General features: G+C 57.2%; 22 protein-coding genes and 3 tRNA genes. 21 read left to right on the top strand and 4 right to left on the bottom strand.

Annotated elements, in window-relative coordinates:
- Window positions 1–2: 2 nt before the first annotated feature.
- The 19 genes from tolQ (at window position 3) to ACXZ1M_RS22360 (ending at window position 16270) form a co-directional block, all read left to right on the top strand.
- The gene (gene tolQ / locus ACXZ1M_RS22450; protein ID WP_459049833.1) at window positions 3–695 is read left to right on the top strand and encodes a protein TolQ; all 693 of its coding nucleotides are present in this window, start codon (window positions 3–5) and stop codon (window positions 693–695) included.
- A 5-nt stretch (window positions 696–700) separates the two neighbouring features.
- A complete protein-coding gene (locus tag ACXZ1M_RS22445) occupies window positions 701–1138 on the top strand; it encodes an ExbD/TolR family protein (RefSeq protein WP_459049832.1) in 438 nt (145 codons plus the stop codon).
- A 9-nt stretch (window positions 1139–1147) separates the two neighbouring features.
- A complete protein-coding gene (gene tolA / locus ACXZ1M_RS22440) occupies window positions 1148–2068 on the top strand; it encodes a cell envelope integrity protein TolA (protein ID WP_459049831.1) in 921 nt (306 codons plus the stop codon).
- 1 nt (window position 2069) lies between these two features.
- Window positions 2070–3335, top strand: a complete 1266-nt coding sequence (gene tolB / locus ACXZ1M_RS22435) for a Tol-Pal system beta propeller repeat protein TolB (protein WP_459049830.1) — start codon at window positions 2070–2072, stop codon at window positions 3333–3335.
- Window positions 3336–3362: 27 nt separating this feature from the next.
- On the top strand, window positions 3363–3893 hold the full coding sequence (gene pal, locus ACXZ1M_RS22430) for a peptidoglycan-associated lipoprotein Pal (protein ID WP_459049829.1): 531 nt from the start codon (window positions 3363–3365) through the stop codon (window positions 3891–3893).
- 110 nt (window positions 3894–4003) lie between these two features.
- Window positions 4004–4759, top strand: a complete 756-nt coding sequence (gene ybgF, locus ACXZ1M_RS22425; RefSeq protein WP_459049828.1) for a tol-pal system protein YbgF — start codon at window positions 4004–4006, stop codon at window positions 4757–4759.
- 57 nt (window positions 4760–4816) lie between these two features.
- Window positions 4817–4892: transfer RNA gene (locus ACXZ1M_RS22420), tRNA-Lys, on the top strand.
- A 29-nt stretch (window positions 4893–4921) separates the two neighbouring features.
- Window positions 4922–4997, top strand: a tRNA-Lys gene (locus ACXZ1M_RS22415).
- A 179-nt stretch (window positions 4998–5176) separates the two neighbouring features.
- Complete coding sequence (gene hsdR, locus ACXZ1M_RS22410) at window positions 5177–7552, top strand: EcoAI/FtnUII family type I restriction enzme subunit R (protein WP_459049827.1); 2376 nt, start codon at window positions 5177–5179, stop codon at window positions 7550–7552.
- 45 nt (window positions 7553–7597) lie between these two features.
- Window positions 7598–9073 (top strand): type I restriction-modification system subunit M, encoded by a 1476-nt coding sequence (locus ACXZ1M_RS22405; protein WP_459049826.1) that lies wholly within the window; start codon window positions 7598–7600, stop codon window positions 9071–9073.
- Entirely contained in the window at window positions 9070–10851 is a 1782-nt protein-coding gene (locus tag ACXZ1M_RS22400; protein ID WP_459049825.1) for a restriction endonuclease subunit S, read from the top strand. Before ACXZ1M_RS22405 ends, ACXZ1M_RS22400 begins: the two co-directional genes overlap by 4 nt.
- Window positions 10852–12185: 1334 nt before the next feature.
- A complete protein-coding gene (locus ACXZ1M_RS22395; protein WP_459049824.1) occupies window positions 12186–12398 on the top strand; it encodes a hypothetical protein in 213 nt (70 codons plus the stop codon).
- Window positions 12399–12804: 406 nt separating this feature from the next.
- On the top strand, window positions 12805–13464 hold the full coding sequence (locus tag ACXZ1M_RS22390; protein WP_459049823.1) for a hypothetical protein: 660 nt from the start codon (window positions 12805–12807) through the stop codon (window positions 13462–13464).
- Complete coding sequence (locus ACXZ1M_RS22385; protein ID WP_459049822.1) at window positions 13433–14017, top strand: hypothetical protein; 585 nt, start codon at window positions 13433–13435, stop codon at window positions 14015–14017. The genes ACXZ1M_RS22390 and ACXZ1M_RS22385 overlap by 32 nt, the downstream gene beginning before the upstream one ends.
- Before the next feature lie 16 nt (window positions 14018–14033).
- A complete protein-coding gene (locus ACXZ1M_RS22380; RefSeq protein ID WP_459049821.1) occupies window positions 14034–14549 on the top strand; it encodes a hypothetical protein in 516 nt (171 codons plus the stop codon).
- A gap of 47 nt (window positions 14550–14596) precedes the next feature.
- Window positions 14597–15064 carry a hypothetical protein gene (locus tag ACXZ1M_RS22375; protein ID WP_459049820.1) on the top strand — a complete coding sequence of 156 codons (468 nt, stop codon included), beginning with the start codon at window positions 14597–14599 and terminating at the stop codon, window positions 15062–15064.
- A gap of 181 nt (window positions 15065–15245) precedes the next feature.
- A complete protein-coding gene (locus ACXZ1M_RS22370) occupies window positions 15246–15686 on the top strand; it encodes a hypothetical protein (protein ID WP_459049819.1) in 441 nt (146 codons plus the stop codon).
- A 40-nt stretch (window positions 15687–15726) separates the two neighbouring features.
- Window positions 15727–15855, top strand: a complete 129-nt coding sequence (locus ACXZ1M_RS22365; RefSeq protein ID WP_459049818.1) for a hypothetical protein — start codon at window positions 15727–15729, stop codon at window positions 15853–15855.
- A 157-nt stretch (window positions 15856–16012) separates the two neighbouring features.
- Window positions 16013–16270: a hypothetical protein gene (locus tag ACXZ1M_RS22360; RefSeq protein WP_459049817.1), complete on the top strand. Its 258-nt coding sequence runs from the start codon at window positions 16013–16015 to the stop codon at window positions 16268–16270.
- A gap of 41 nt (window positions 16271–16311) precedes the next feature.
- Here ACXZ1M_RS22360 and chrA read toward each other — a convergent pair whose 3' ends face one another.
- Together chrA and ACXZ1M_RS22350 are read right to left on the bottom strand one after the other, a co-directional pair.
- Window positions 16312–17646, bottom strand: coding sequence for a chromate efflux transporter (gene chrA / locus ACXZ1M_RS22355; RefSeq protein ID WP_459049816.1), 1335 nt, complete (start codon window positions 17644–17646; stop codon window positions 16312–16314).
- 2 nt (window positions 17647–17648) lie between these two features.
- On the bottom strand, window positions 17649–18794 hold the full coding sequence (locus ACXZ1M_RS22350; protein ID WP_459049815.1) for an acyltransferase family protein: 1146 nt from the start codon (window positions 18792–18794) through the stop codon (window positions 17649–17651).
- Between the two features lie 158 nt (window positions 18795–18952).
- Between ACXZ1M_RS22350 and ACXZ1M_RS22345 the strand changes: the two genes are divergently transcribed.
- Window positions 18953–19028 (top strand) — tRNA-Lys (locus ACXZ1M_RS22345).
- 39 nt (window positions 19029–19067) lie between these two features.
- Here ACXZ1M_RS22345 and ACXZ1M_RS22340 read toward each other — a convergent pair.
- Window positions 19068–21050: a helicase-related protein gene (locus ACXZ1M_RS22340; protein WP_459049814.1), complete on the bottom strand. Its 1983-nt coding sequence runs from the start codon at window positions 21048–21050 to the stop codon at window positions 19068–19070.
- 93 nt (window positions 21051–21143) lie between these two features.
- Here ACXZ1M_RS22340 and ACXZ1M_RS22335 point away from each other — a divergent pair, with 93 nt between their 5' ends.
- Complete coding sequence (locus tag ACXZ1M_RS22335) at window positions 21144–21740, top strand: IMPACT family protein (protein ID WP_459049813.1); 597 nt, start codon at window positions 21144–21146, stop codon at window positions 21738–21740.
- A gap of 60 nt (window positions 21741–21800) precedes the next feature.
- Here the strand turns inward: ACXZ1M_RS22335 and ACXZ1M_RS22330 are convergent, their stop codons facing one another.
- On the bottom strand, window positions 21801–22976 hold the full coding sequence (locus ACXZ1M_RS22330; protein WP_459049812.1) for a DUF418 domain-containing protein: 1176 nt from the start codon (window positions 22974–22976) through the stop codon (window positions 21801–21803).
- Window positions 22977–23073: the final 97 nt, after the last annotated feature.

Raw genomic sequence — 23073 nt, 5'->3', positions numbered from 1 at the left:
CAATGAACGTCACTCAAGACCTTTCTTTCCTGGCCCTTATCACCAATGCGCACCTGATCGTGCAATTGATCATGGCGCTGCTGTTCGTCATCTCCCTCACCAGCTGGACCTACATCTTCAGCAAACTGTTCGCGATCCGCACCGCGCGCCGCCTGACGGTGGACTTCGAGAAGACCTTCTGGGCCGGCGGCAACCTGCACGCCCTGCACCAGAACGCCGGCAAGGACCGCGCCAACAGCGGCCCGCTGGCCCGCATCTTCGAAGCCGGCATGGGTGAGTTCATCAAGAGCAAAGCCTCCTACACCGCTAGCCGCGAAGACATGGACGCCGGCGCCGTGCTCGACAGCGCGCGCCGCGCCATGCGCGCCGCCTTCCAGCGCGAGATGGATGCGCTAGAATCGCACCTGGCCTTCCTGGCCTCGGTCGGCTCGGTGTCGCCGTACATCGGCCTGCTGGGCACCGTGTGGGGCATCATGAACGCCTTCCGTGGCCTGGCCAACGTGCAGCAAGCCACCCTGGCCGCCGTCGCGCCCGGCATCGCCGAAGCGCTGATCGCCACCGCCATCGGCCTGTTCGCCGCGATTCCGGCGTTCGTCGCCTACAACCGTTTCTCGTACGACGTGGACCGCCTGGCGATCCGTTTTGAGAGCTTTGTCGAAGAGTTCTCCAACATTCTGCAGCGTCAATCGCGTTAATCACTATGGCCTCTTCCTTCTCCAGCAGCATGCGCGGCGGCCGTGGCCGCAAGCTCAAGTCCGAAATCAACGTCGTGCCCTACATCGACGTGATGCTTGTGCTGCTGATTATCTTCATGGTGATGCCATCGGCCAACGACCCGAGCGTGGTCGATCTGCCGCGCGCGGAGAAATCGACCAAGCCGCCGAGCGACTACGTGCAGATCGTGCTCAAGCCGAACGGCGCGCTGTCGATCGGCATCAAGGGCAAAGGCGAAGACGCACCGGAAACCGCGCCCAACCGCGACGCCCTGGCGCGCAAGCTGCGCACCATCCACGCCGAACACCCGGACTATCCGGTGCTGATCGCCGGCGACAAGGAAAGCAAGTACGACGACGTGATTCAACTGATCTCGGAAGCGAAAAAGCTGGGCATCTCCCGCGTAGGCCTGTCCACCAAGTAAATGCAGACAATGAAACACGCAACCGCAGGCGGTCCGTACAGGGTTCCGCGACAACACGATGGTTTCCGCTCCGGCCTGCTGGCCGTGGTGATGCACGCCGTGCTGTTGCTGTTCCTGTGGGTCGGCGTCAGCTGGCAGAACAATGAACCGACCGAAGTGCAGGCCGAAATCTGGGACATGAAGGTGCAGGACGCCGCGCCGCCGGCGCCGACGCCCGAGCCGGCCCCGGAGCCGCAGCCCGAGCCGGAAGTGATCAAGCCACCACCACCGGCGCCGAAGGTTGAAGCGCCACCGGAGCCGAAGGAAGATCCGGAAATCGCCCTCCAGCGCATCAAGAAGAAAAAGCTGGAAGAAGAGAAAGCTGAAAAGCTGGAACAGGCACGCCTGAAGAAAGAAGCGGACGAGAAGCTGGCCAAGCTGGAAGCCAAGAAAAAGGCCGACCAGAAGGCCAAAGAGGAAAAAGAAAAAGCCGAAGACGAAGCCAAGGACAAAGCCCTGGCCGAGAAAGAGAAGAAAAAAGCCGCCGCCGAAAAACTGGCCAAGGAAAAAGCCGAGAAAGCCGCCAAGGAAAAAGCCTTCGCCGCCGAAATGAGCCGCATCACCGGTGCCGCCGCCAAAGGCACCACCGGCAGCGCAGCGCAATCGACCGGCGGTCGTGTCGACGGCGGCTATGCGGCGGCGATCCGGACCAAGATCAAGAGCAATCTGGTCTACGGTTCCGAGGACGACAGCCTGAGCGCGACCTACGTCATTACCCAGCTGCCGACCGGTGAAATCATCGGCGTGCGCAAGGTAAAAGGCAGCGGCTCGACCGCCTACGACAATGCGATTGAAAACGCGATTGCCAAATCGTCACCACTGCCCAAGAAAAAAGATGGTACGGTAGAACGCGAACTTAACCTGGATTTCAAGCTGAAGGACATGCACTGATATGAAAAAACTCACTATGCTCTACACCGGCCTGATCATCGCCGCCACCATGGGCACGGCCCAGGCCCAGATGCGGATTGAAATTTCCGGCGTCGGCAGCAACCAGATCCCGGTGGCCGTGGCCGGCTTCGCCAATGAAGGCGTGGCGCCGCAGAAAATCTCGGAAATCATCAAGGCCGACCTGGAGCGCAGCGGCGTGTTCAAGATCATCGACGCCGGCGTGGTCAACGACGTCAACAACATCGACTACAGCGGCTGGAAAGCCAAGGGCGCCGATGCGCTGGTGGTCGGCACCGTCGACGCGCTGGCCGACGGCCGCTACGACGTGCGCTACAAGCTGCTCGACACCGTCAAGCAAGCCAAGGTCTCGAACCTGGACAAGGCCGTTACCGCCCAGTTCACCCGCCTGTCGGCCCACCTGATCGCCGACGACGTCTACTTCAAGCTGACCGGCATCCGTGGCGCCTTCTCGACCCGCATCGCCTACGTCAAGCAGGAAGGCCGCAGCTACCAGCTGATGGTGGCCGACGCCGACGGCGAAAACGAACAACTGGCGCTGCGCTCGAACGAGCCGATCATCTCGCCATCGTGGTCGCCGGACGGCACCAAGGTCGCCTACGTCTCGTTCGAACAGAAAAAACCGGTGGTCTACGTGCAAAACCTGATCACCCGCGCGCGCGCCGTGGTGGCCAATGAAAAAGGCAGCAACTCGGCGCCGGCCTGGGCGCCGAGCGGCAACAAGCTGGCCGTGGCGCTGTCCAAGAGCGGCAACACGCAGATCTACACCGTCAACGCCGACGGCAGCAACCTGCGCCGCGCCACCAACAGCACCGGCATCGACACCGAACCGCAATGGTCGGCTGATGGCGAAAGCATCTACTTCACCAGCGACCGCAGCGGCGGCCCGCAGATCTACCGCATGAACCCGGACGGCGGCGACGCCAAGCGCGTGACCTTCGGCGGCAGCTACAACATCAGCCCGCGCATCTCGTCGGACGGCAAAACGCTGGCCTACATCTCGCGCCGCGACGGCAACTTCCAGCTGTACGTGCTGGACCTGGCCAGCGGCCAGGAGCAGCGCCTGTCGGACACCACCAGCGACGAGTCCCCGAGCTTTGCCCCCAACGGCAAATACATCATGTACGCCACGCAATCCGGCAGCCGCAAGTCGCTGGCCGTGGTTTCGGTCGACGGACGTGTAAAACAACGCCTGACCACTCAGGCGGGCAACATCAAGGAGCCCACCTGGGGTCCGTTCATGCAGTAATTTCGAATCATTACAAGGAGAATCACTATGCGTAAACTCAGCAGCCTGGCTTTCGCCATCACCACCGCCGCCATCCTGTCGGCTTGCTCGACCCCAGTCAAAGTGTCGGAGCCGGCACCAGTTGTGGAACGTCCAGTTGAAAAAGCTGTGACCCCACAAGCTGACACCCGCACCGTCGCGCCAGTGGAAACCAAATCGCTGGATCCGCTGGACGATCCAAAAGGCGTGCTGGCCAACCGCAGCGTGTACTTCGACTTCGACAGCTATGTCGTGCGCGCCGATGGCAAGCCAGTAGTGGAAAACCACTCGGCCTACCTGGTGAAAAACAAAGCCCGTTCGATCCTGGTTCAAGGTAACACCGATGAACGCGGCGGCGCCGAGTACAACCTGGCCCTGGGCCAGAAGCGCGCCGAAGCCGTGCGCAAAGCCATGAGCACCCTGGGCGTGCCGGAATCGCAAATCGAAGCGGTATCGCTGGGCAAAGAAAAGCCTAAGGCCACCGGCTCGAACGAAGAAGCATGGGCGCAAAACCGTCGTGCAGACATCGTCTACAAGTAATCAAAAGCACTACCTTTTTGCCGGGTCACAGGCATAATACGGGGCGGCGCGCGGAGATTCTCCGCGCCCTGCCCCGTTTCTTTTTATAGATTTGTGTGAAAGCGCCCGACATGATGAAATTCTCCAAATCCGGCCTGAGCGCCGCCCTGCTGGCCGCGACCGTCTGGCTGCCGCTGCAAGCCCATGCCGGCCTGTTCGACGACGACGAAGCCCGCCGCGCCCTGCTCGACCTGCGCGCCAAGGTCGAAGCCATGCGCACCGAACTGCAAGCCCGCATCGACACCAAGTCCGACAAGAACAGCACGCTCGACCTGGTGAGCCAGAACGAAAACCTGCTGCAGGAGATCGCCAAGCTGCGCGGCCAGATCGAAGTGCTGGCCAACGACATCTCCAACACCCAGAAACGCCAAAAAGATTTCTACACCGACCTCGACGCCCGCATCCGCAAGCTCGAACCGCGCGAAGTGACCATCGACGGCAAGACCGCGCAAGTCGACCCGAACGAGCAGCGCAACTACGAAGCGGCCATGCAGCTGTTCAAGGCCGGCGACTACAAAGCCGCCGGCAGCGCGCTGGGCGAGTTCGTGCAGCGCTACCCAGGCTCCAGCTACGCCTCCAACGCGCAATACTGGCTGGGCAATGCCTACTACGCCCAGCGCGACTGCAAAGCCGCCATCGCGGCCCAGCAGGTGGTGCTGAAGAACTACGGCGACAGCCCGAAGGCGCCGGACGCCATGCTGAACATCGCCAGCTGCCAGACTGAGCTGAAAGACAAGGCTGCCAAGAAGACACTGCAGGACTTGATCAAGCAATACCCGGATTCGTCGGCGGCGGTGACGGCCAAGGAACGCCTGGCCGGGAAATAATTACCGGTGGGTATTTGACAGTTGAGCTGACCTCCCCTATAATCTCGCTTCTTTCGGGGGTCGTTAGCTCAGCTGGTAGAGCAGCGGACTTTTAATCCGTTGGTCGCAGGTTCGAATCCCGCACGGCCTACCATTCCGAAAGAACCTAGGTTTCATACCTATGGGTCGTTAGCTCAGCTGGTAGAGCAGCGGACTTTTAATCCGTTGGTCGCAGGTTCGAATCCCGCACGGCCTACCAAGAATACTCAAAAAAGCCCACGAATTTCGGTTCGTGGGCTTTTTTGTTTCTGGTCGCTCTCTGGTCGCTTGCCTCGGATGAAGTGGTGGGAGGAATCCCACGACTAAACGTTGCTTTTGAGCTATGATCTTGCATATACTCAAACATCATAGCCAGCGCGTTCAAGGCCCCATATCCCGATGACCGACAAAAAAAGTCTTTCCGAACGCGACATCTGCACCAAGTACATCACACCTGCTATCACTACAGCAGGCTGGGATCTACATTCGCAGATTCGCGAAGAAGTAAGTTTCACCAAGGGTCGAGTCATCGTCCGTGGCAAGCTCCATGCACGCGGCGAGCAAAAACGCGCTGACTATATTCTGTATTACAAATCCAATATCCCAATCGCCGTTATTGAGGCCAAAGAAAATGGGCACAGCGTCGGCGCAGGCATGCAGCAAGCGCTGAACTACGCTGAAACACTGGGCGTACCGTTTGTGTTCAGCTCAAATGGCGATGCCTTCCTGATGCACGACAGGACCGGCTTGGCCGACAAAGTCGAACGAGAACTGGCGCTGGACGCCTTCCCGTCGCCAACTGAACTTTGGCAACGCTATTGCCAGTGGAAGGGCCTGGACACAACAGAAGCGCGCCGAACGGTCGAGATGCCCTACTACGACGACGGCAGCGGGCGTGCGCCGCGCTACTACCAAGCAAATGCGATCAACAACACGGTGGAAGCGGTAGCCAAAGGTCAGCAACGCATTCTGCTGGTCATGGCGACCGGCACAGGCAAAACCTACACCGCATTCCAGATCATCTGGCGTTTGTGGAAGTCCGGCACCAAGAAACGAATCTTGTTTCTGGCCGACCGCAATATCCTGGTGGACCAAACTAAGAACAACGACTTTAAGCCGTTCGGCGCGGCAATGACCAAGATCAGCAAGCGCCAGATCGACAAGAGCTACGAAATCTACCTGTCCCTGTACCAAGCGGTCACTGGCAGCGAGGAAGAACAAAACATCTACAAGCAGTTCTCGCCGGATTTCTTCGATCTGATCGTGATCGACGAGTGCCATCGTGGCAGCGCTGCTGAGGACTCAGCTTGGCGTGAAATTCTTGCGTATTTTTCGTCGGCCACACACGTCGGATTAACGGCGACACCGAAAGAAACCAAGGATGTGTCGAGCATTGTCTATTTTGGCGAACCGGTTTATAGCTACACCCTCAAGCAAGGCATCGAGGACGGCTTCCTCGCGCCATATAAAGTGGTGCGTATCGACCTCGATAAAGACTTGCAGGGTTGGCGTCCGAGCAAGGGCCAAGTAGATAAAAAAGGCCAAATGATCGAAGACCGCGTGTACAACCAGATCGACATGGACCGCACCCTGATTCTGGAGCAGCGCACCGAGTTGGTCGCCAAGAAGATCACCGAATTCCTGACGGCAACTGATCCCTACGCCAAGACAATCGTATTCTGCGACGACATTGACCACGCCGAGCGCATGCGCCAAGCCTTGGTCAACCTGAATCCAGAACGGGTTCAGGAAAGCCGCAAATACATCATGCGCATCACCGGCGACGAAATCGAAGGCAAGGCAGAACTGGACAACTTCATTAACCCTGAAGAACGCTATCCGGTGATTGCCACCACATCCAAGCTGATGACAACTGGCGTCGATGCGCAGACCTGCAAGTTGGTGGTGCTGGATCAGCACATCAAGTCAATGACCGAGTTCAAGCAGATAATCGGACGCGGTACGCGTATCAATGAAGACTACGGCAAGTTCTGGTTCACCATCATGGACTTCAAGAAAGCCACGGAGCTATTTGCCGATCCCGCATTTGATGGCGAGCCCATCTACGATCCCAAAGACGAAGACTCACTCGTACCGCCAGAGAATGATCCCGCCGAAATTGTAACTGGCGAAGACGGCAAGCCTATTATGCCGGGCAGTGCTGACACCGGCTATACAACTGGCGGGCCAAGCGACAGCGGCGAACCCGGCTCCGGACGAGTCAAATATGTACTCGGCGACGTAACGGTGTATGTCGTCGCGGAGCGTGTCCAGTATTACGGACCAGAAGGCAAGCTGATCACCGAATCACTTAAGGACTACTCACGCCAGACCATCCGCAAGGATTACTCATCCCTTGATGAATTTTTGCGCCGCTGGGAAAAGACTGAACGCAAAGCCGCAATCCTGCGCGAATTGGAAGAGCATGGCGTATTGCTCGAACCGCTGGCAGAAGAAGTCGGCAAGCATTTCGACGCCTTTGACCTGATCTGCCATGTCGCCTTCGACCAACCGCCGCTGACCCGCCGTGAGCGTGCCGACAACGTCAAGAAACGCAACTATTTTGCTAAGTACGGCGAGCAGGCGCGGAAGGTACTTGAAACCCTGCTCGAGAAATACGCCGACACCGGCATAGAGAATATCGAAGACATCAAAATTCTCACGATTGATCCATTCAAAAACATGGGCACAGCCAGCGAACTGGTATCGGCGTTCGGCGGCAAGCAAGGCTATACTACCGCCCTGCACGAGCTAGAGCAGCAACTCTACGCATAACAGCAAGGTTTCATACTTACACACCACAGTAAAGCAGTCTATTTCATGAGCATTTCCAGCACTATCAAATCCATCCAAGACATTATGCGCAAAGACGTCGGCGTCGATGGCGACGCCCAGCGCCTTAGCCAGCTGGTGTGGATGCTTTTCTTGAAAATTTTTGACGACCGCGAGAGCGAATGGGAACTGCTGCAAGACAACTACAAATCGCCACTGCCTGAGAAATACCGCTGGCGAAACTGGGCGGCAGACGCCGAAGGCAGCACCGGCGAAGCGCTCAAGCAGTTTCTCGACAACGACTTGTTTCCCGCACTGCAACAACTGGAAGCAAAAGGTGGCGACCAGCGCGCCTATGTGATCCGCTCTGTGTTCGAGGATGCATACAATTACATGAAGTCCGGCCAGTTGATCCGGCAAGTCTTAAACAAGATCCAAGAAGGCATAGACTTCAACAAGGCGCAAGAGCGCCACATGTTCGGCGACATGTACGAACAATTACTGCGTGACTTGCAGGCCGCAGGCAACGCAGGAGAGTTCTACACTCCTCGCGCCGTGACCGAATTCATGGTTCGTATGGTGAACCCACGCCTTGGAGAAAAGGTGATGGACCCGGCCTGTGGTACGGGCGGCTTCCTAACCTGCTCGATCGAACACATCCGTAAGCAAGATGTGAAGACCGTCGAAGACGAGGGCCGACTGCAAACGGGCATATTAGGCATCGAAAAGAAGCCGATGCCCCACTTGCTCTGCACCACCAACATGATCCTGCACGGCATTGATGTGCCGATCAATATCCGTCACGACAATACTCTGTCCCACCCGCTGATCAGTTGGGGGCCACAACAACGCGTCGACGTCATCATCACCAATCCGCCGTTCGGCGGCATGGAGGAAGACGGCATCGAAACCAACTTCCCCGTCGCCTTCCGTACTCGCGAAACCGCCGATCTGTTCCTTGTATTGATCATGCAAATGCTCAAAGCCGGGGGCCGCGCCGCACTAGTTTTGCCGGATGGGTTTCTGTTCGGCGAAGGCATCAAAACGCGGATCAAGGAAAAGCTGCTGGAAGAGTGCAATCTGCATACCATAGTCCGCCTGCCCAATGGCGTATTCGCCCCGTACACCGGTATCAAGACCAACCTGCTGTTCTTCAGCAAGGGCACCCCGACCCAGCACATCTGGTTCTATGAGCACCCTTACCCGCCCGGCGTAAAAAGCTACAACAAGACCAAGCCGATGAAGATCGAAGAATTCGATACCGAGACAGCGTGGTGGGGCACGGAGTCGGATGGCTTCAAGCACCGGGTCGAGAACGAACAGGCTTGGAAGGTCAGCCTAGAAGAAATCAAGGCACGCAACTACAACCTCGATTGCAAGAACCCGCACATCGGCGAGCAGAAAATCCACGACCCCGATTTGCTACTGGCGCAATACAAGTCCATGCAGGACGACATCGCCAAGCTTCGTGGAGAACTCAAGGACGTACTAGCCGAAGCACTGCAACGCGAGGTCCAGGCATGAGCGAGATTCAGCAATTGCTGACCGAACATATCGAGATCTGGACGGCGGCAGAAACCGAGAGGAAATCCGGACGAGGCCGGGCAGCCAGCAATGCCGCGAGCGTGCATGGCATCAAGAAAATGCGCGAGTTGATTCTGGAACTCGCCGTGCGCGGCAAGCTCGTACCCCAAGATGCTAACGATGAGCCTGCGATTGGATTGCTCAAACGCATACAAATTGAAAAAAGCAAACTTTTGGCTGAACAAAAGGTCAAGGCCGAGAAGGAAGTGCTTGCGGTAACACCTGAATTACACCCATTCCCAATACCGCCGAGTTGGGAATGGGTCAGACTTGGCACCATTTCCAGCGGAGTTCAATACGGCTACACCGATTCAGCGAACCATGAATCAAGAGATGTACTATTTTTAAGAATAACTGATATCCAAGATGATTCAGTAAACTGGGCCACTGTTCCGGGGTGTAGCATTTCACTTACAGACGCAAGCAATTGTGCTCTTGAAAATAATGACATAGTGATCGCACGCACTGGCGGAACGATCGGGAAGTCTTACTTGGTTACTGGTTTGGACCAGAAGGCCGTTTTCGCATCATATTTAATTAGAATTGGAAATTTAACTTCAACCTCACCAGGATACAAGAAGGTTTTTCTAGGCTCGATCTTATACTGGCAACAGTTGATGGCCAATTCCATGGGCACCGGGCAACCGAATGTAAATGGTACCGCACTAAAGAATTTAATTGTTTCACTACCTCCACTTGAGGAGCAATATCGCATCGTCGCAAAAGTCGATGAACTGATGGCTCTGTGCGACCAACTGGCAACCCAGCACAGCGACGCCTCCGACGCCCACGAACAACTAGTCAGCTATCTGCTAGGCACGCTCACGCAATCGCAAAGCGCAACAGAATTCAAAGCCAACTGGCAACGCGTCGCCGCGCATTTCGACACCTTGTTCACCACCGAAGCAAGCATCGACGCTCTCAAGCAAACCTTGCTGCAACTGGCTGTCATGGGGAAACTGGTAGCACAAGACGCCAACGATGAACCAGCCAGCGAATTACTCAAACGCATACAGGCTGAAAAGGCAAAGCTCGTTTCGGAGGGTAAGATAAAGAACGAGAAGCTACTGGCGACGATCGGTATGGATGAAAAACCCTTTGATTTGCCAGAAAATTGGGAGTGGATCCGACTAGGTACGTTAGTCGAAAAGAGCGGTGCTGGTTGGAGTCCAAGCTGTGAGGGACATGCACGCGTAGGAGATTCATGGGGAGTGCTTAAAGTAAGTGCGGTGTCATGGGGGCAATTTTTGCCTGATGAAAACAAAGCACTTCCGAAAACATTGGCCCCCAAACTCGACTGTGTTGTCGAATCTGGCGATTTTCTTATCACACGCGCTAATACTGATGAGCTAGTGGCGCGAAGTGTAGTTGTCGAGAATTGCCCTCCAAACCTAATGCTATCGGATAAGATTGTTAGACTTCGCCTTTCCTTGTTATGCAGCAATAAATTTATTAATCTTGTAAATTTATCGCCGTTCTCAAGAAATTATTACGCTCTAGCAGCCGGTGGAACCAGTAGCTCGATGAAAAATGTAACGCGAGAACAAATATTGAATTTGGTCGTAGGAATTCCACCACTTGCGGAACAACATCGCATCGTGGCAAAAGTGGAGGAATTGATGGCATTTTGCGACCAACTTAAGTCGCGCATTACTACGGCCAACCAACAACAGAAAAAGCTGGCGGACGTTCTAGTTGAGCACGCTGTTTTGGGGTGAGATTGCACTTTGATCCGATGTGGCACCTGTTGCGATGAATTCTGTACTTCGCGCCGCTTTTCCCCGGCTTCCGCTACTGTCGGCGCACATCTAAACCTGAAGTACCGCGCCGTCTCGTTTTTCGCTAATCACAAAATTGCTACGGCCATTTCCGGAAATTTGGCGTAAATTGACCCACGCACGTCTTCGGACAAAAATCCAATGTGACTGACTCCACAGGTTGCGGACACGTTTCTATCAAGCGCCAGTCCATATGAACTGGCGCGCCATAGTTCAAACGAATTAGGCTACCTGTAGAGCCGACTATTACATTCGACCACTCGATGCTGAGTATTCCCGGTAGATTTAACGGCAGTTTGTCGTCAAGACTGTCTGATCGAAGGTATATTTGCAAGCAAACTGAGCCCGCAGAAAATATAAAAACAATACGAGGTCGCACATCGTGCTCGATGGTGCGCCTCAACAGAACACCGACAGCAAGCTGAGGCGCGTTACCTACAGACGCGAAGGACAGACCAACCTCAAGAAGCGAGCAACAACTATTATCACTCGGGTCGAGAATCCACGCTCGAAGCTTTTTGTAATTCTCTAGTTCATCTTCAGGGAGCAACGCGATGGCCATTTTCACCAGCGCTTTGTAGGCATGTAAGGGCCTAAATGGAACACCCGCAACCGGGTACAGTATCCTGATTTTTCCGGTCGCAGGATCCGCAAACACGTGCTCACTCGCGTTCACCCCTCGAAGTAAAACAGAAATTCGTGATGGAGCATGAGGTGCCTGACGGGATAACACCGACGTTCCTTGTGATCGCCCTGTTTGGCGGATCTTGTTGTCTTTTCCCTTGACACCACCTAGGGTTAAAAACGGGCTCACGCTATTTGACAGTGCATCATCGTAAATCGAAAAGACCTTGTTACATCCATCACATTCATCGAGCGATACGATCCATTTATTCCCAAGAGATTCGGGAAACGTGTGGGATACGTTCTTGAATTTAGCGACATCTCTACAGCCGCAGTATCGGCACACGCCTTTCCGTCCGATAAGGATACGACTTGAACCCACGGAACCCTTCACTTGTTCAAGTAGCGTGTATCTATCGCCAAGGACGCGGTCGCCAATCTGTGGCCCAGCGTTGTTAGCTCTCAAGCTCATACGTCACCAGACCCCAAACCTCGTCGCTTATCGTAATTAGTAGGTAGTACACGAATTATTTCCCTTGATCTTTTCGGCGCCAATTGCCGAACCTATACCGATACTAAGCCCCCCGCCAATCAGTGTGCAAGGTGTGCAGAAAAATCCTGCTCGCCCAGAACCATGACGTCCAATCACTATGGAAAAACAAGACACTCCCCCCACGCCCTTCCGCCTCGGTGCCATCTACATAACGCCCGGCGCGCAAGCTACGCTGATGGCCCACAGCGTCAACCCTGCGACATTACTGGAGCGTCACGTTACCGGCGACTGGTCGAACCTGTCGCCCGACGACACCAAGGCGAACCGCGATGCCGTCGCGGGTGACGCTCGCGTGTTTTCCTCGTACTAAATCGCGCCAAGAATCCGCGTCTGGATCATCACGGAGGCCTCGCGCGCATCAAGCACGATCCTGCTGCCCGAAGAATACTGACCTGGCATCGGTCCGCCACGCAATGGGGGCCGGCAAACTGCCACTCTGACCGGAAATAGACCGGACACGATCACGGCAGCGCCGTCGAAAAAGTGTGACCCGCAATGCGTCGCGCCCAGCCTCACACATCAGACAGTGCCCTCTTTCGCACCGGCCAGATCCACGGATTCGAACTCCGTGTCTCCAATCACGACCTCGTGGTTGAGCGAGCGCAAATCACGCTATTTCCAGCGGCCTAAGCTGAGTAATCTTTCTTCACTCAATGGTGTTCACCATGACTTCCGCAAATACCAGATCTGACGACCGACTTCACTTCGACCGGGCCATGAAAGCGCTGGAAAGCCAGGTGGCCAATGTCGGTGCACATATCACGATCGACTCCACCACTCGGCTCGCCTACGCGCGAGAAATCAAGGCAATGGCAAAGAAATTGGAAGGTGATGCGCTCGCAGGCAAAATCACTTGGACTGAAGCGGCAAACCAAGCGCAAGAAACCAGAAATGTCGTCATGGAGATTTTCCGTCGACGAAGTACGCCGGTGGGAAGAGCTATGGCCCAGGCCATCAAGATCAAAGGCTATTCATTAAACGAGCTCATCGCTCGCCATACGATGCGTCACTACGGCGAGAACGCCGTATTCGCAAGGCTGTCTGCCTCACAGAAAAATTTTGTCTACGCTTCAATCGTGAGATCCGCCGGGAGCGCACGTCAGGAAGTAAGCACCATCTTGGCGCGGCTGTCGTATGCAGGACGTGGGTTGATCATTATTTCGCTGGGCATCTCAGCATATAAAATCGCCACATCCACAGACAAGGTCGCGGCCACAGGGAAAGAAGTGCTATCCACCAGCGCTGGCATTGGCGGCGGTATCGCAGGCGGCGCTATCGCTGGTCTCGCGTGTGGCCCCGGTGCGCCCATTTGCGTCACAATAGGAGCGTTTGTAGGTGGTACGCTTGCTGCGTTTGGCATCCATTCTCTGTGGTAAGTATGTCGTGAAGCTCGTTCAAACATCTGAATTTGCACTGCGCCGAGTGGCGACGCCGCACAGCGACGACATGCCCAAAAGCGAGATGGTGCTGCACGGGCTCCCAACTGGAAAGATCATCGACGGCGCAGTGTTGGAGGCGGCGTTTAGATGGCATGACTTCCTGCTCGTTTTTGTCACCGACGACATCATGCACGAAGAGACGCTGCGCGTTTATCTGTTCGATGATTGCTTGAATATCGTCGACTCCGCTCAGCTTGGCTGGATGTATGCCACTGGCGTTTTCTCATTACTTGAGCTCCGTCCCCCCAACACCGTCCGCTTTCTTTTTTTCGGCGACACGGATTGGACTTTGGAGTTGTTCGACGACGAGGTCTTTGCGATTCCTTTTTTCACCGATCCTCGCGGCGTGAGCAGGCCATTCAGACTTCGCCGCCGGTTTCAGATTTCTGGCAATCCCAAACCTGAGCCGCGACAAAGCAGCGGTTCGCAATTAAAGAGGACCAAGGCCGCAACCGCAAACCGCCGGCAAGAACCCGTGGACCTCGATTGAAACCCCGATATCGCTCATGAGATTGCTTTCATCCTCAGAATTCACGGCACGGTTGGCGTCACCCAATACAGATACCGAGACAGCATCTTCCGAGCTGCTGGTGGATGGCAAGTCCACAGGACTGATCGTAACCGGCGTGATACTTGAAGCGGCTGTTGAATGGAACGGTGGTCGCATCGTTTTCTTCACCGACGACATTCCCTTCGAAGAAGTTCTAAGAATTTATATGTTCGACGCCAACATGGCGTTGCTCGACGCAGCTCGCCTTGGAACGATGTACTCCACCGGCACCTTTGCCAAGCTGAGCCTACTACCACCAAATGAACTGACATTTCGTTTCTTCGGCGGCACGGTCTGGCGCTTGGTGCTGCTAGCTGAGCGGGAGTTCGCTTTCCCCGTCCTTTCCGATCCGAGCGGCGTCAGCCGCAAGTTCAGATGCTTTAGGCATTTTCGAGTTCAAGGCAAGCCGCAGCCTGAACGAACGCAAGCCATTTCAGAAGCTCAAGTCAATGAAGCTCATTCGAACTTTTGACGTTGCACCCAATCAGCTTGCCACTCAGCGAAGAAGCTCCGCCTTCCATGAAATTAGTACACGCTCCAGACTACTCGATACGCGTCATCACCGCCTCGACCTCGGAGATCGAGCCGGTATGTGAAGTTGTTGTGGCAGGCATAGCTACGGGTAAGTTCCTCGAAGGGGCCGTGTTCGAGGCTGCCCTCAGATGGAACGGATTTGTTCTGCTCTTTCTCACCAATGACGTGCCTTTTGAAGAGACGCTCAACATCTACCTGCTCGACCAGCATCTGAATGTCGCAGACTATGCGCGGATGTACTTCATGTATTCAACAGGAATTTTTTCCGATCTGGATTTGGCGGAAGACGATGCCGTTTGGTTTAAATTTTTCGGCGAGACAACCTGGAAGCTTAAGCTCTTCCCAAAGAAGGGATTGGTCATTCCCATATTCTCGGTGCCCTTAGGCGCACATCGCCCGTTCACGTTCTTTCAGCGATTTAAACTTTCAAAGCATGCACAAGCACGCACATGAAACCTGGGCCGAGCCGCTTAGTTGAGCCGGCGCAAAACATGACTCTCAGTCGAGAAGAAACTGGCACCTTCAAGCCCACGCTTAAAGGTGCTGATATGAGATATCTACTCCACCGCTGGGGCATTTCAATGGAAACCTAGACGCAGACGACGGTGGCGGCGGTTCTTCGACGGTTGCTAACATGCTCGCATTCTATTTCTCGCAAATACAAAACCAACCAGGATGGGCGGCTTTCAACGTGCTCGTGCCCGTGCTGCTGCCTTTCGCTGTCATCGCTGCGGTCGCCACCGCGACGGACGGCTGGCATGCGTTCATCCGCATGCTGAAGAAAACCGTTGATCAGGGCCAGCTATTCTGGGTTGCGCTCAGTATGTTGGCATCGGCTGGGTATGAAGCGTTTTCCGCTTATGATAGGTGCCCCGAACTGAAAGAAACTATTTCATGGACGCTTGGTCTTTGCATACTCGGCGCCTTCTTTAGCTCGATATTCATTGCATTGAATACTTCCCGCACATTGCGAGAGCAACGAGTTCGTGTGATCGTGGTGTGGATTTCAATAGTCATGGCGGCGATCATGTCCTGCTATTACCCCCTTCTACACGCCATGCTTTCAGAGTGCTAAACTTAAATCACAAATCGCGATGCACATCGGGAGAATTTCCATGAGAGATTTCATCCGCCGACTCATCATCAGCGACAGGTTCCATGACCTGTTTGCTGGAATTTTTGGTGTCGCATGGTCGATTGGCATGATCGTATTGATGCTGGTTCTGTTATCACACCACAAATGATCCCTACTAGGCCGGCACAGCCGCAAATCAGGCCATTTCAGCAGGCATGGTAAAATCCGCGTTTGCGATGCCTGCCGCTTCACTACCGGGATGCTCGAGAAAGCCAGCCTGCGGGTTGGCTTTCTTGTTTCCTGGCCATTCAATAGAGAGCACTACCATGACTTACGAAGAATTCCTGGACGAGGTAACCACCCTCCTCACCGAACTGTACGAGCTGACCGACGAAGCCGCCATCAAGCTGGTGGTCGATGCGCAGGCGAACGATTATTTCGTCACCCACGACGACAAGGAAGAGCTGCGCACCTTCGCGCAAGCCAAGCTGGAAGCGGCCGCCATCTACCAGGCCAAGCAGAACAAGAACGAGACCCAGCGCAAACAGCAGCAGCGCCAGGTGCAGAAGAAAAAAGCGCCTTGATCAGCTAAGCGTTAGCAAATGGCCGGCCGCGCCGGTCCAGCTCACATCACGCGGATGATCAACCCCGCCACAGCGCACACCGCGATCACATGCGTGACCTTGCGCTTGTAGCGGAACAACGCCACGGCCGCGCCGATGGCGAGCGCGGCCGAAGTCCAGTCGAACGCACCAGCGAGGCCCTTGGGCCACAGCACGTGGAAGCCGAAGAACAGCGCCAGGTTCAGGATCACGCCGACCACCGCAGCGGTGATCGCCGTCAGCGGCGCCGTGAAATTAAGCTCGCCATGCGTGGACTCGACCAACGGCCCGCCGGCCAGGATGAACAGGAACGACGGCAGGAAAGTGAACCACGTCACCAGCGACGCCGCCACCGCGCCCGCCAGGAACAAGGTGTCGGGCCCGAACACGGCCTTGACGTAGCCACCCACGAAAGCGACGAACGCCACCACCATGATCAGCGGGCCTGGAGTGGTTTCGCCCAGCGCCAGGCCGTCGATCATCTGCGTGCCGTTCAGCCAGCCGTAATGTCCCACCGCACCCTGGTACACATACGGCAGCACCGCGTAGGCGCCGCCGAAGGTCAGCAGCGCCGCCTTGGTGAAGAACCAGCTCATTTGCGTCAGCGTGTGGTGCCAGCCGTAGCAAGCGGTCAGCAGGCCCATCGGCACGGCCCACAGCACCGCGCCGGCCGCCACCACACGGGCCAGCCGGGACCAGCGGAAGGTCGCGTGTTCAGGAATGGGCGTGTCGTCATCGATCAGCGCCGAGCCGTAAGACTGGTCCGCCTTGCCGTGCGCGCCACCGAGCGCGAACTTGTCCGGCGCGACGCGCCCGCCGACATAGCCGATGGCGGCAGCCGCCGCCACGATCGCTGGGAACGGCACATTGAGCGCGAAGATGGCGATAAAGGAAGCGGCTGCGATGCCCCACAGCCAGTTGTTCCTCAGCGCGCGTGATCCGATGCGATGCGCGGCTTGCACCACGATGGCGGTCACGGCGGGCTTGATGCCATAGAACAGCCCGGCCACGATGGTCAATTCACCGAAGGCGATATACAGCCAGGACAAGAAGATCAATATCACCAGCGACGGCAGCACAAACAGCACGCCCGCCACGATGCCGCCTTTGGTCTTGTGCATCATCCAGCCGATGTAGGTGGCCAGCTGTTGGGCCTCCGGGCCGGGCAGCAACATGCAGTAATTGAGCGCGTGCAGGAAGCGCCGCTCGGAGATCCAGCGCCGGTTTTCAACCAGCTCTTGATGCATGATGGAGATTTGCCCAGCCGGCCCGCCGAAACTAATCAGCCCCAACTTGAACCAGAACCGGAACGCCTGCCAAAAACTGATCGAAGGCGGCAAAGCGTTCGGCTGATGCATGATCAGGTTTTAAGCGGACGCGGCATGTGGACGTCGCGCACCACCACCTGTTCCGTGAGGAAGTGGATGGCGCGGCCCAGCGGATCCTCCACCCAGCGGTGGAAGGCGGCGCCGGCGGTCAGGCTGCAGCCCCACGCCACCAGCATGCCCAGCGCCTGCCACAAAGGCTCGGCGGGCATGAAGCGCGTGAAGGCGGCGTTGATCAGCAGGCATACCGGGAAGTGTATCAGGAATACCGAGTACGAAATCTTGCCCAGGCCGTTGATGGTGGTCCAGGCGCGGCCTTCGGATGTGGTCCGCACGCGGCCGAACAGGAACAGCACGCCCGCCACGCATGCGGCCAGCGCAATGCGGCTGCGGAACTCCAGCGCCAGCCCAGCCACCGCCGGCAACAGCGCCATCATCATGAGCATCACGGCGATGCCGGGCTTGCGGCGCGGATCGCTGGCCCACCAGGCCATCACGCCCAAGCCGTAGCTGCCGAAGAAGTATGGCGCCCAGTTGTCCCAGCTGGCGTCCACATTGAAGTACAGCAGCGACCAGGTGACGCCGAGCGCCACCGCCAGCGGCATCAGCCACGCCAGGGGACGCCGGCCTTCGACAATGCCGGCCACCCACAGCGCCATTACCATCAAGGCGTACAGCTGGAAGTCGATGGCCACATACCAGGCGCCCGCCGACACCGAGGCGTAACCCAGCACGCCATGCAGCAACAGCGCGTGCGCGCCCATTTGCGCCAGCGTGGCGGGGGAGGAAATCGAATCATGCGTCATCCACATGGCGGCCCCGGCCGAGGCGACGGCGGCGATCAGCGTGGCCGCCACGAACGGCGGCGCCAGCTTGACATAGCGGCGCCAGATGGCCAGCAGCGGATAGGAATAGCCGGCATGGCCGGACGGCGCCAGCGATTTGGCCGCCAAAAAGCCACCGATCACCAGGAATACCTGGACGGCGATGCGCGCGCTGTCACTCAGCCATTCGATCAGCGACGGGAACAACACGCGCGCGTGATCGGACATCGGGCCGTAAAATGCCAGATGATGCAAGACGATCAGCTGCGCTGCGCCTGCTTTCAACAGATTGATCAAACCAAATTGCGACGGGGCCGGCTTACCCATGCCAAGCGTCGCCTCTGCAACTACTTTCATCCCTATTCCTTGCGATGCAACGTTTTACGTTTAAAACATTGCTTTTAACGACAGGGCGACATCATAGCTGAGGTTGCCCCATTAGTGGCGCGCAGATACAAATGAATAACGTCCCGCCCTTGAATTTTTTGTCGCAAGGCATTAGAATTCCGGCCCTTGGGTCGTTAGCTCAGCTGGTAGAGCAGCGGACTTTTAATCCGTTGGTCGCAGGTTCGAATCCCGCACGGCCTACCAAGACACACAAAAAAGCCAACCGTCCGGTTGGCTTTTTTGCTATCGGCGGAACTTGCGCGGCTGGCGTTTGCGCGCCGCCGAGTTCTGGTCCTGCAGGATGGCATCCACCCGCTCCGAGGCCTCGCGCGACAGGCGCAGCGCCAGTTCGGTGTCGGGGAAATACTCGGGCTGGCGGTAGGCCAGCCAGGCGTAGGCCGAATACAAGCGGCAGGCGTCCTCCACCTCCTGCAGATTCATGTAGTGCAGCGGCGTATCGCCGCCCTTCAGATGCGTAACCTTCTTGTGCGCCAACGATTTGGCCCAATTCTCCCAGGCGTTCTGCAACGACGGCACCTTGGCCGAGATCGGCACCAGCGACAGCGCAAACTTCTCGGCCACGGTCAGCTGCAGGGTGTCGAGCCAGGCGGCGCGCTCGAACTGGTCCTCGGTGATGCGCGGGTAGAAGAAGCCGTCCGGCACGTCGATGTTGTGCACGAAGCGTTTCAGCAGCTTGGCCAGCGCGTGCTCGTGCGTCACCGACGAGATGCGGTGCAGATGCTCCAGCGTCGGCGCCACGGCGAAGCCGGTGGTTTTCAGCGGCACCGGTTTTTCGCGCAGCAGCGAGCGCATCACTTCGTGCGTCTCGTTGTCGTAGCCGGCCACCAGGCCTTCCTCGTGCACGCCATAGCGGCCCGCCCGGCCGGAGATCTGACGCGCCAGCGCGGCCGGGATCTCTTCCTCTTCGTAACCGTTGTACTTCACGCTGGTGGTCATCACCACGCGCGCGATCGGCATGTTCAGGCCCATGGCGATGGCGTCGGTGCCCACCACCACGTCGGCCGCGCCATCGCGGAAGCGCTGGGCCTGCGCGCGCCGCACTTCCGGCGACAGGTTGCCGTACACCGTGGCCACCGATAGCCCTACTTCCGTCACCATGTCGCGCCACATCAGCACTTCACGGCGCGAGAAGCAGATCACGGCGTCGCCCCGGCGCAGATTGCTCAGCTTGCGCACGGCGGTCGGTTCCATCGACAGCGGCCCCTTGCGCTTGAGCAGATGCACTTCCAGCTCGCACTCCAGCCGCGCCGCCAGCACTTCGATCGCGCGCCGCGCCTCCGGGGCGCCGACCAGGTAGACCACGCGCGCCGGCGCGCCGCAGACGGCGGCGGTCCAGGCCGCGCCACGGTCGCGGTCGGCCAGCATCTGGATTTCATCGATCACGGCCACGTCCACCGGTGTTTGCGTATCGAGCATCTCCACCGTGCTGGCGATGTGCGTGGCGCCCGGCGCCAGCCGACGCTCCTCGCCCGTCACCAGGCTGACCGCCAGCGGCTTGCCGCGCTGTTGCACTTCCTGCAATCTTTCGTAGTTTTCCAGCGCCAGCAGACGCAGCGGCGCCAGATACACGCCGCTCGGCGCCTTGCCCAGCGCTTCCATCGCCAGATGGGTCTTGCCGGAATTGGTCGGCCCCAGCACGGCGATGAACTTGCGCTTCATGCGCCGCGCCACTTCGAACGAAGCCGGATACTCGGCCAGGTTGATGCTCTGGCGGGTGCGCTCGGCGTGCTGCTCCTCCATCTCCCGCTCGACCGCGTGCTCCAGGCGCTGGCGGATGCGATCGAACACCAGGCCGGCCGGCTCGGAAATCTGCATGTCGCTCAGCGCGTTCAGGAAGGGCTCGGCGTCCATGTCGCAATCGTCGCAGGCGTCGGCCAGTTCTTGTACGAAGGCAACAACGAAGCCATGCAACTCGGCGATGACCTCGTCGCTGGCGCGTTCGCGCAGCAATGCGCCGCGCGTACCTGCATCCATCTTGCGCCATTTGGACGGCTTGGCCAGCACGCCCTGGGCCGGCACCAGATCGTAAGGCACGCGACGGCCGCCGTACTCAACCACGCCGGTGATGCGCAGGAACACTCGGCCTTCGAGCCGGGACAGGGACACGCCTTTGTCGGCCAGGCCAAGCTGGCGTATCAGTTCATCGTCCTCGCCCGGATCGCCGTCTGAGGCTGCAAGATGTGGCGCTGGGGAAGGATGGGTCATGGCGTTATACTCGGTTGGGATACTGACCGGATTATACCGTGCCGTCCCATTCGCCCTCGTCTTTACGGCTAAATTCTGGCACCATACGCCCCCATGCCTCAAACCATACTCACGGCGGTTCATCACGAATTGCTGATTAAAAAAAGCCGCTTTATCGCCCGCGTGCAGCCGATGACCGATCGCGCCGCCGCGCAGAAAATCGTGGCCGAATTAAAATCCCAGCATCCCGGCGCCGCCCACGTATGCTGGGCATTATTAGCCGGCGGCCAATCCGCAGCGGTGGATGATGGCGAACCGAGTGGCACCGCAGGCCGTCCCATGCTCGACGTATTACGTCACCAGGATCTGGAAGGCGTATTGGCCACCGTGGTGCGTTATTTTGGCGGCGTTAAATTGGGAGCCGGCGGCCTGGTGCGCGCATATACCGACAGCGTGGCACAGGCATTATTAACAGCCGATAAAATCGCGATTATCAAACAGCGATTCCTGATCTGCAGCGCACCTTATGCCATGGAGGGCATGGTAAGACGGGAAATTGAATTGGCCGGCGCCAGCCTGGATAATGTCCTGCACGCCGATGATGTTAAATTCGAACTCAGCCTGCCCGCCACCGCAGCCGAAGCGCTGATTACCCGCCTCAATGAATCCGGCCACGGTCGGATTACCTGGACCAATCCCGACGACGAATAAGCGGGCCGGCCGGCATCGCTGCCGGCCGCCCTTTGCAAGCTCAATTCTGGTGTGTACGTGCTAATTCTTGGCATGAACCGGGGATGCGATACCGGCCCATGTCATTCTGTGCCACAGCGTTTCCAGCGGTCCTTGGGAATGACGGGCCAGCCACCACACGCTGAACTGTCGCTGCACCAGCGCCAGGGCGATGCCGATCGCCAAAGCGAAACTGGCGCCGGTGTACTTATACATGCCGAGGCCAAAGCCGTAATAAATCGACGTACCGATAATCGACTGCACCACATAGCTGGTTAAACTCATGCGCCCCAAAGGCGAGAATACCGTGAGCCAGCGGCGTGAATAAAACAGCAGCGTAAATGTGGAAACCAGCACCACCATGAATGCAACGTTGGACCACGACGTAATAATCGTCAGCAGCGGACGTTCCAGCGCTGGCCCTACTCCCCACGTCTGCGGAAACGTTTTCAATAGATAAAGTGGAATAAATGCCACCACCGCGACCAATAAGGTACGGCGCCAGAATGCACCATTGCCTTCCTTGAATACGCCCTTGCGGCCAGCCAGCATACCGAGCATAAACAATGCAGGGATCTGGAATATGCGGCCATTCTCCCAGCTCCAGCGTATTACACCGATTTTTCCATTGGTCAGATTACCCCACCAAACCTGCGCCGCCGAGCCGTTGGCGAAATAGTCATTCGCGACACCGAAATATGCCCACGATGCAGGATTCGGCAATTTCTCATTCGGATTCGGCAAAGCCTGAATAACTTCCAGCCATGCATATGGCTGCAACAATAAAACAATCGCGATCGCCACCACCCAGCGATTGCTCAATCGCGCCACCGGTATCAGCGCAAAGCCCAGCACCGCGTAAATACTCAGAATGTCGCCGTGATAAAACATGGAATTGATCAGTCCGAAGCCCAGCAGCAGCACCAGCCGCCACGCGAAACGCGCCCGGAAATCCTCGCCGCGCAGCTCGCGGTTGTGGAACTGGATGTAGAAAGTCATGCCAAAAAGCAACGCAAAGATGGCGTAGGACTTGCCGCCGAACAAGAAGAACAGGCTGTCCCAGATCACCTTGTCGATGGCCTTCAGCCAATCCGGCAGGCCGCCCGGCGCGAAATAAAAGTCAAAGTGCTCGATGTTGTGCAACAGCATGATCGATACGATGGCGAAGCCGCGCAGCGCATCGATCACATCCAGCCTTGATGCATTATTGTTAGTCATGGGTCTCCACCATTTCCTGACATAAAAGTGAACAGAAAGCCAAGTGTAATGGAAACGGTCCCAAGCAACACGCATATGGATGAACAAAGCATGGCAT

The sequence above is a fragment of the Duganella paludis genome, assembly GCF_054461335.1.
The sequence above is the reverse complement of the archived record's forward strand: the minus strand, read 5'-3'. Positions and strand labels throughout refer to the sequence as shown.

Coding starts and splice junctions, on each gene's coding strand:
- tolQ (WP_459049833.1), top strand. CDS start 3: ATGAACGTCACTCAAGACCTTTCTTTCCTGGCCCTTATCACCAATGCG.
- ACXZ1M_RS22445 (WP_459049832.1), top strand. CDS start 701: ATGGCCTCTTCCTTCTCCAGCAGCATGCGCGGCGGCCGTGGCCGCAAG.
- tolA (WP_459049831.1), top strand. CDS start 1,148: ATGAAACACGCAACCGCAGGCGGTCCGTACAGGGTTCCGCGACAACAC.
- tolB (WP_459049830.1), top strand. CDS start 2,070: ATGAAAAAACTCACTATGCTCTACACCGGCCTGATCATCGCCGCCACC.
- pal (WP_459049829.1), top strand. CDS start 3,363: ATGCGTAAACTCAGCAGCCTGGCTTTCGCCATCACCACCGCCGCCATC.
- ybgF (WP_459049828.1), top strand. CDS start 4,004: ATGATGAAATTCTCCAAATCCGGCCTGAGCGCCGCCCTGCTGGCCGCG.
- hsdR (WP_459049827.1), top strand. CDS start 5,177: ATGACCGACAAAAAAAGTCTTTCCGAACGCGACATCTGCACCAAGTAC.
- ACXZ1M_RS22405 (WP_459049826.1), top strand. CDS start 7,598: ATGAGCATTTCCAGCACTATCAAATCCATCCAAGACATTATGCGCAAA.
- ACXZ1M_RS22400 (WP_459049825.1), top strand. CDS start 9,070: ATGAGCGAGATTCAGCAATTGCTGACCGAACATATCGAGATCTGGACG.
- ACXZ1M_RS22395 (WP_459049824.1), top strand. CDS start 12,186: ATGGAAAAACAAGACACTCCCCCCACGCCCTTCCGCCTCGGTGCCATC.
- ACXZ1M_RS22390 (WP_459049823.1), top strand. CDS start 12,805: ATGAAAGCGCTGGAAAGCCAGGTGGCCAATGTCGGTGCACATATCACG.
- ACXZ1M_RS22380 (WP_459049821.1), top strand. CDS start 14,034: ATGAGATTGCTTTCATCCTCAGAATTCACGGCACGGTTGGCGTCACCC.
- ACXZ1M_RS22375 (WP_459049820.1), top strand. CDS start 14,597: ATGAAATTAGTACACGCTCCAGACTACTCGATACGCGTCATCACCGCC.
- ACXZ1M_RS22370 (WP_459049819.1), top strand. CDS start 15,246: ATGCTCGCATTCTATTTCTCGCAAATACAAAACCAACCAGGATGGGCG.
- ACXZ1M_RS22365 (WP_459049818.1), top strand. CDS start 15,727: ATGAGAGATTTCATCCGCCGACTCATCATCAGCGACAGGTTCCATGAC.
- ACXZ1M_RS22360 (WP_459049817.1), top strand. CDS start 16,013: ATGACTTACGAAGAATTCCTGGACGAGGTAACCACCCTCCTCACCGAA.
- chrA (WP_459049816.1), bottom strand. CDS start 17,646: ATGCATCAGCCGAACGCTTTGCCGCCTTCGATCAGTTTTTGGCAGGCG.
- ACXZ1M_RS22350 (WP_459049815.1), bottom strand. CDS start 18,794: ATGAAAGTAGTTGCAGAGGCGACGCTTGGCATGGGTAAGCCGGCCCCG.
- ACXZ1M_RS22340 (WP_459049814.1), bottom strand. CDS start 21,050: ATGACCCATCCTTCCCCAGCGCCACATCTTGCAGCCTCAGACGGCGAT.
- ACXZ1M_RS22335 (WP_459049813.1), top strand. CDS start 21,144: ATGCCTCAAACCATACTCACGGCGGTTCATCACGAATTGCTGATTAAA.
- ACXZ1M_RS22330 (WP_459049812.1), bottom strand. CDS start 22,976: ATGACTAACAATAATGCATCAAGGCTGGATGTGATCGATGCGCTGCGC.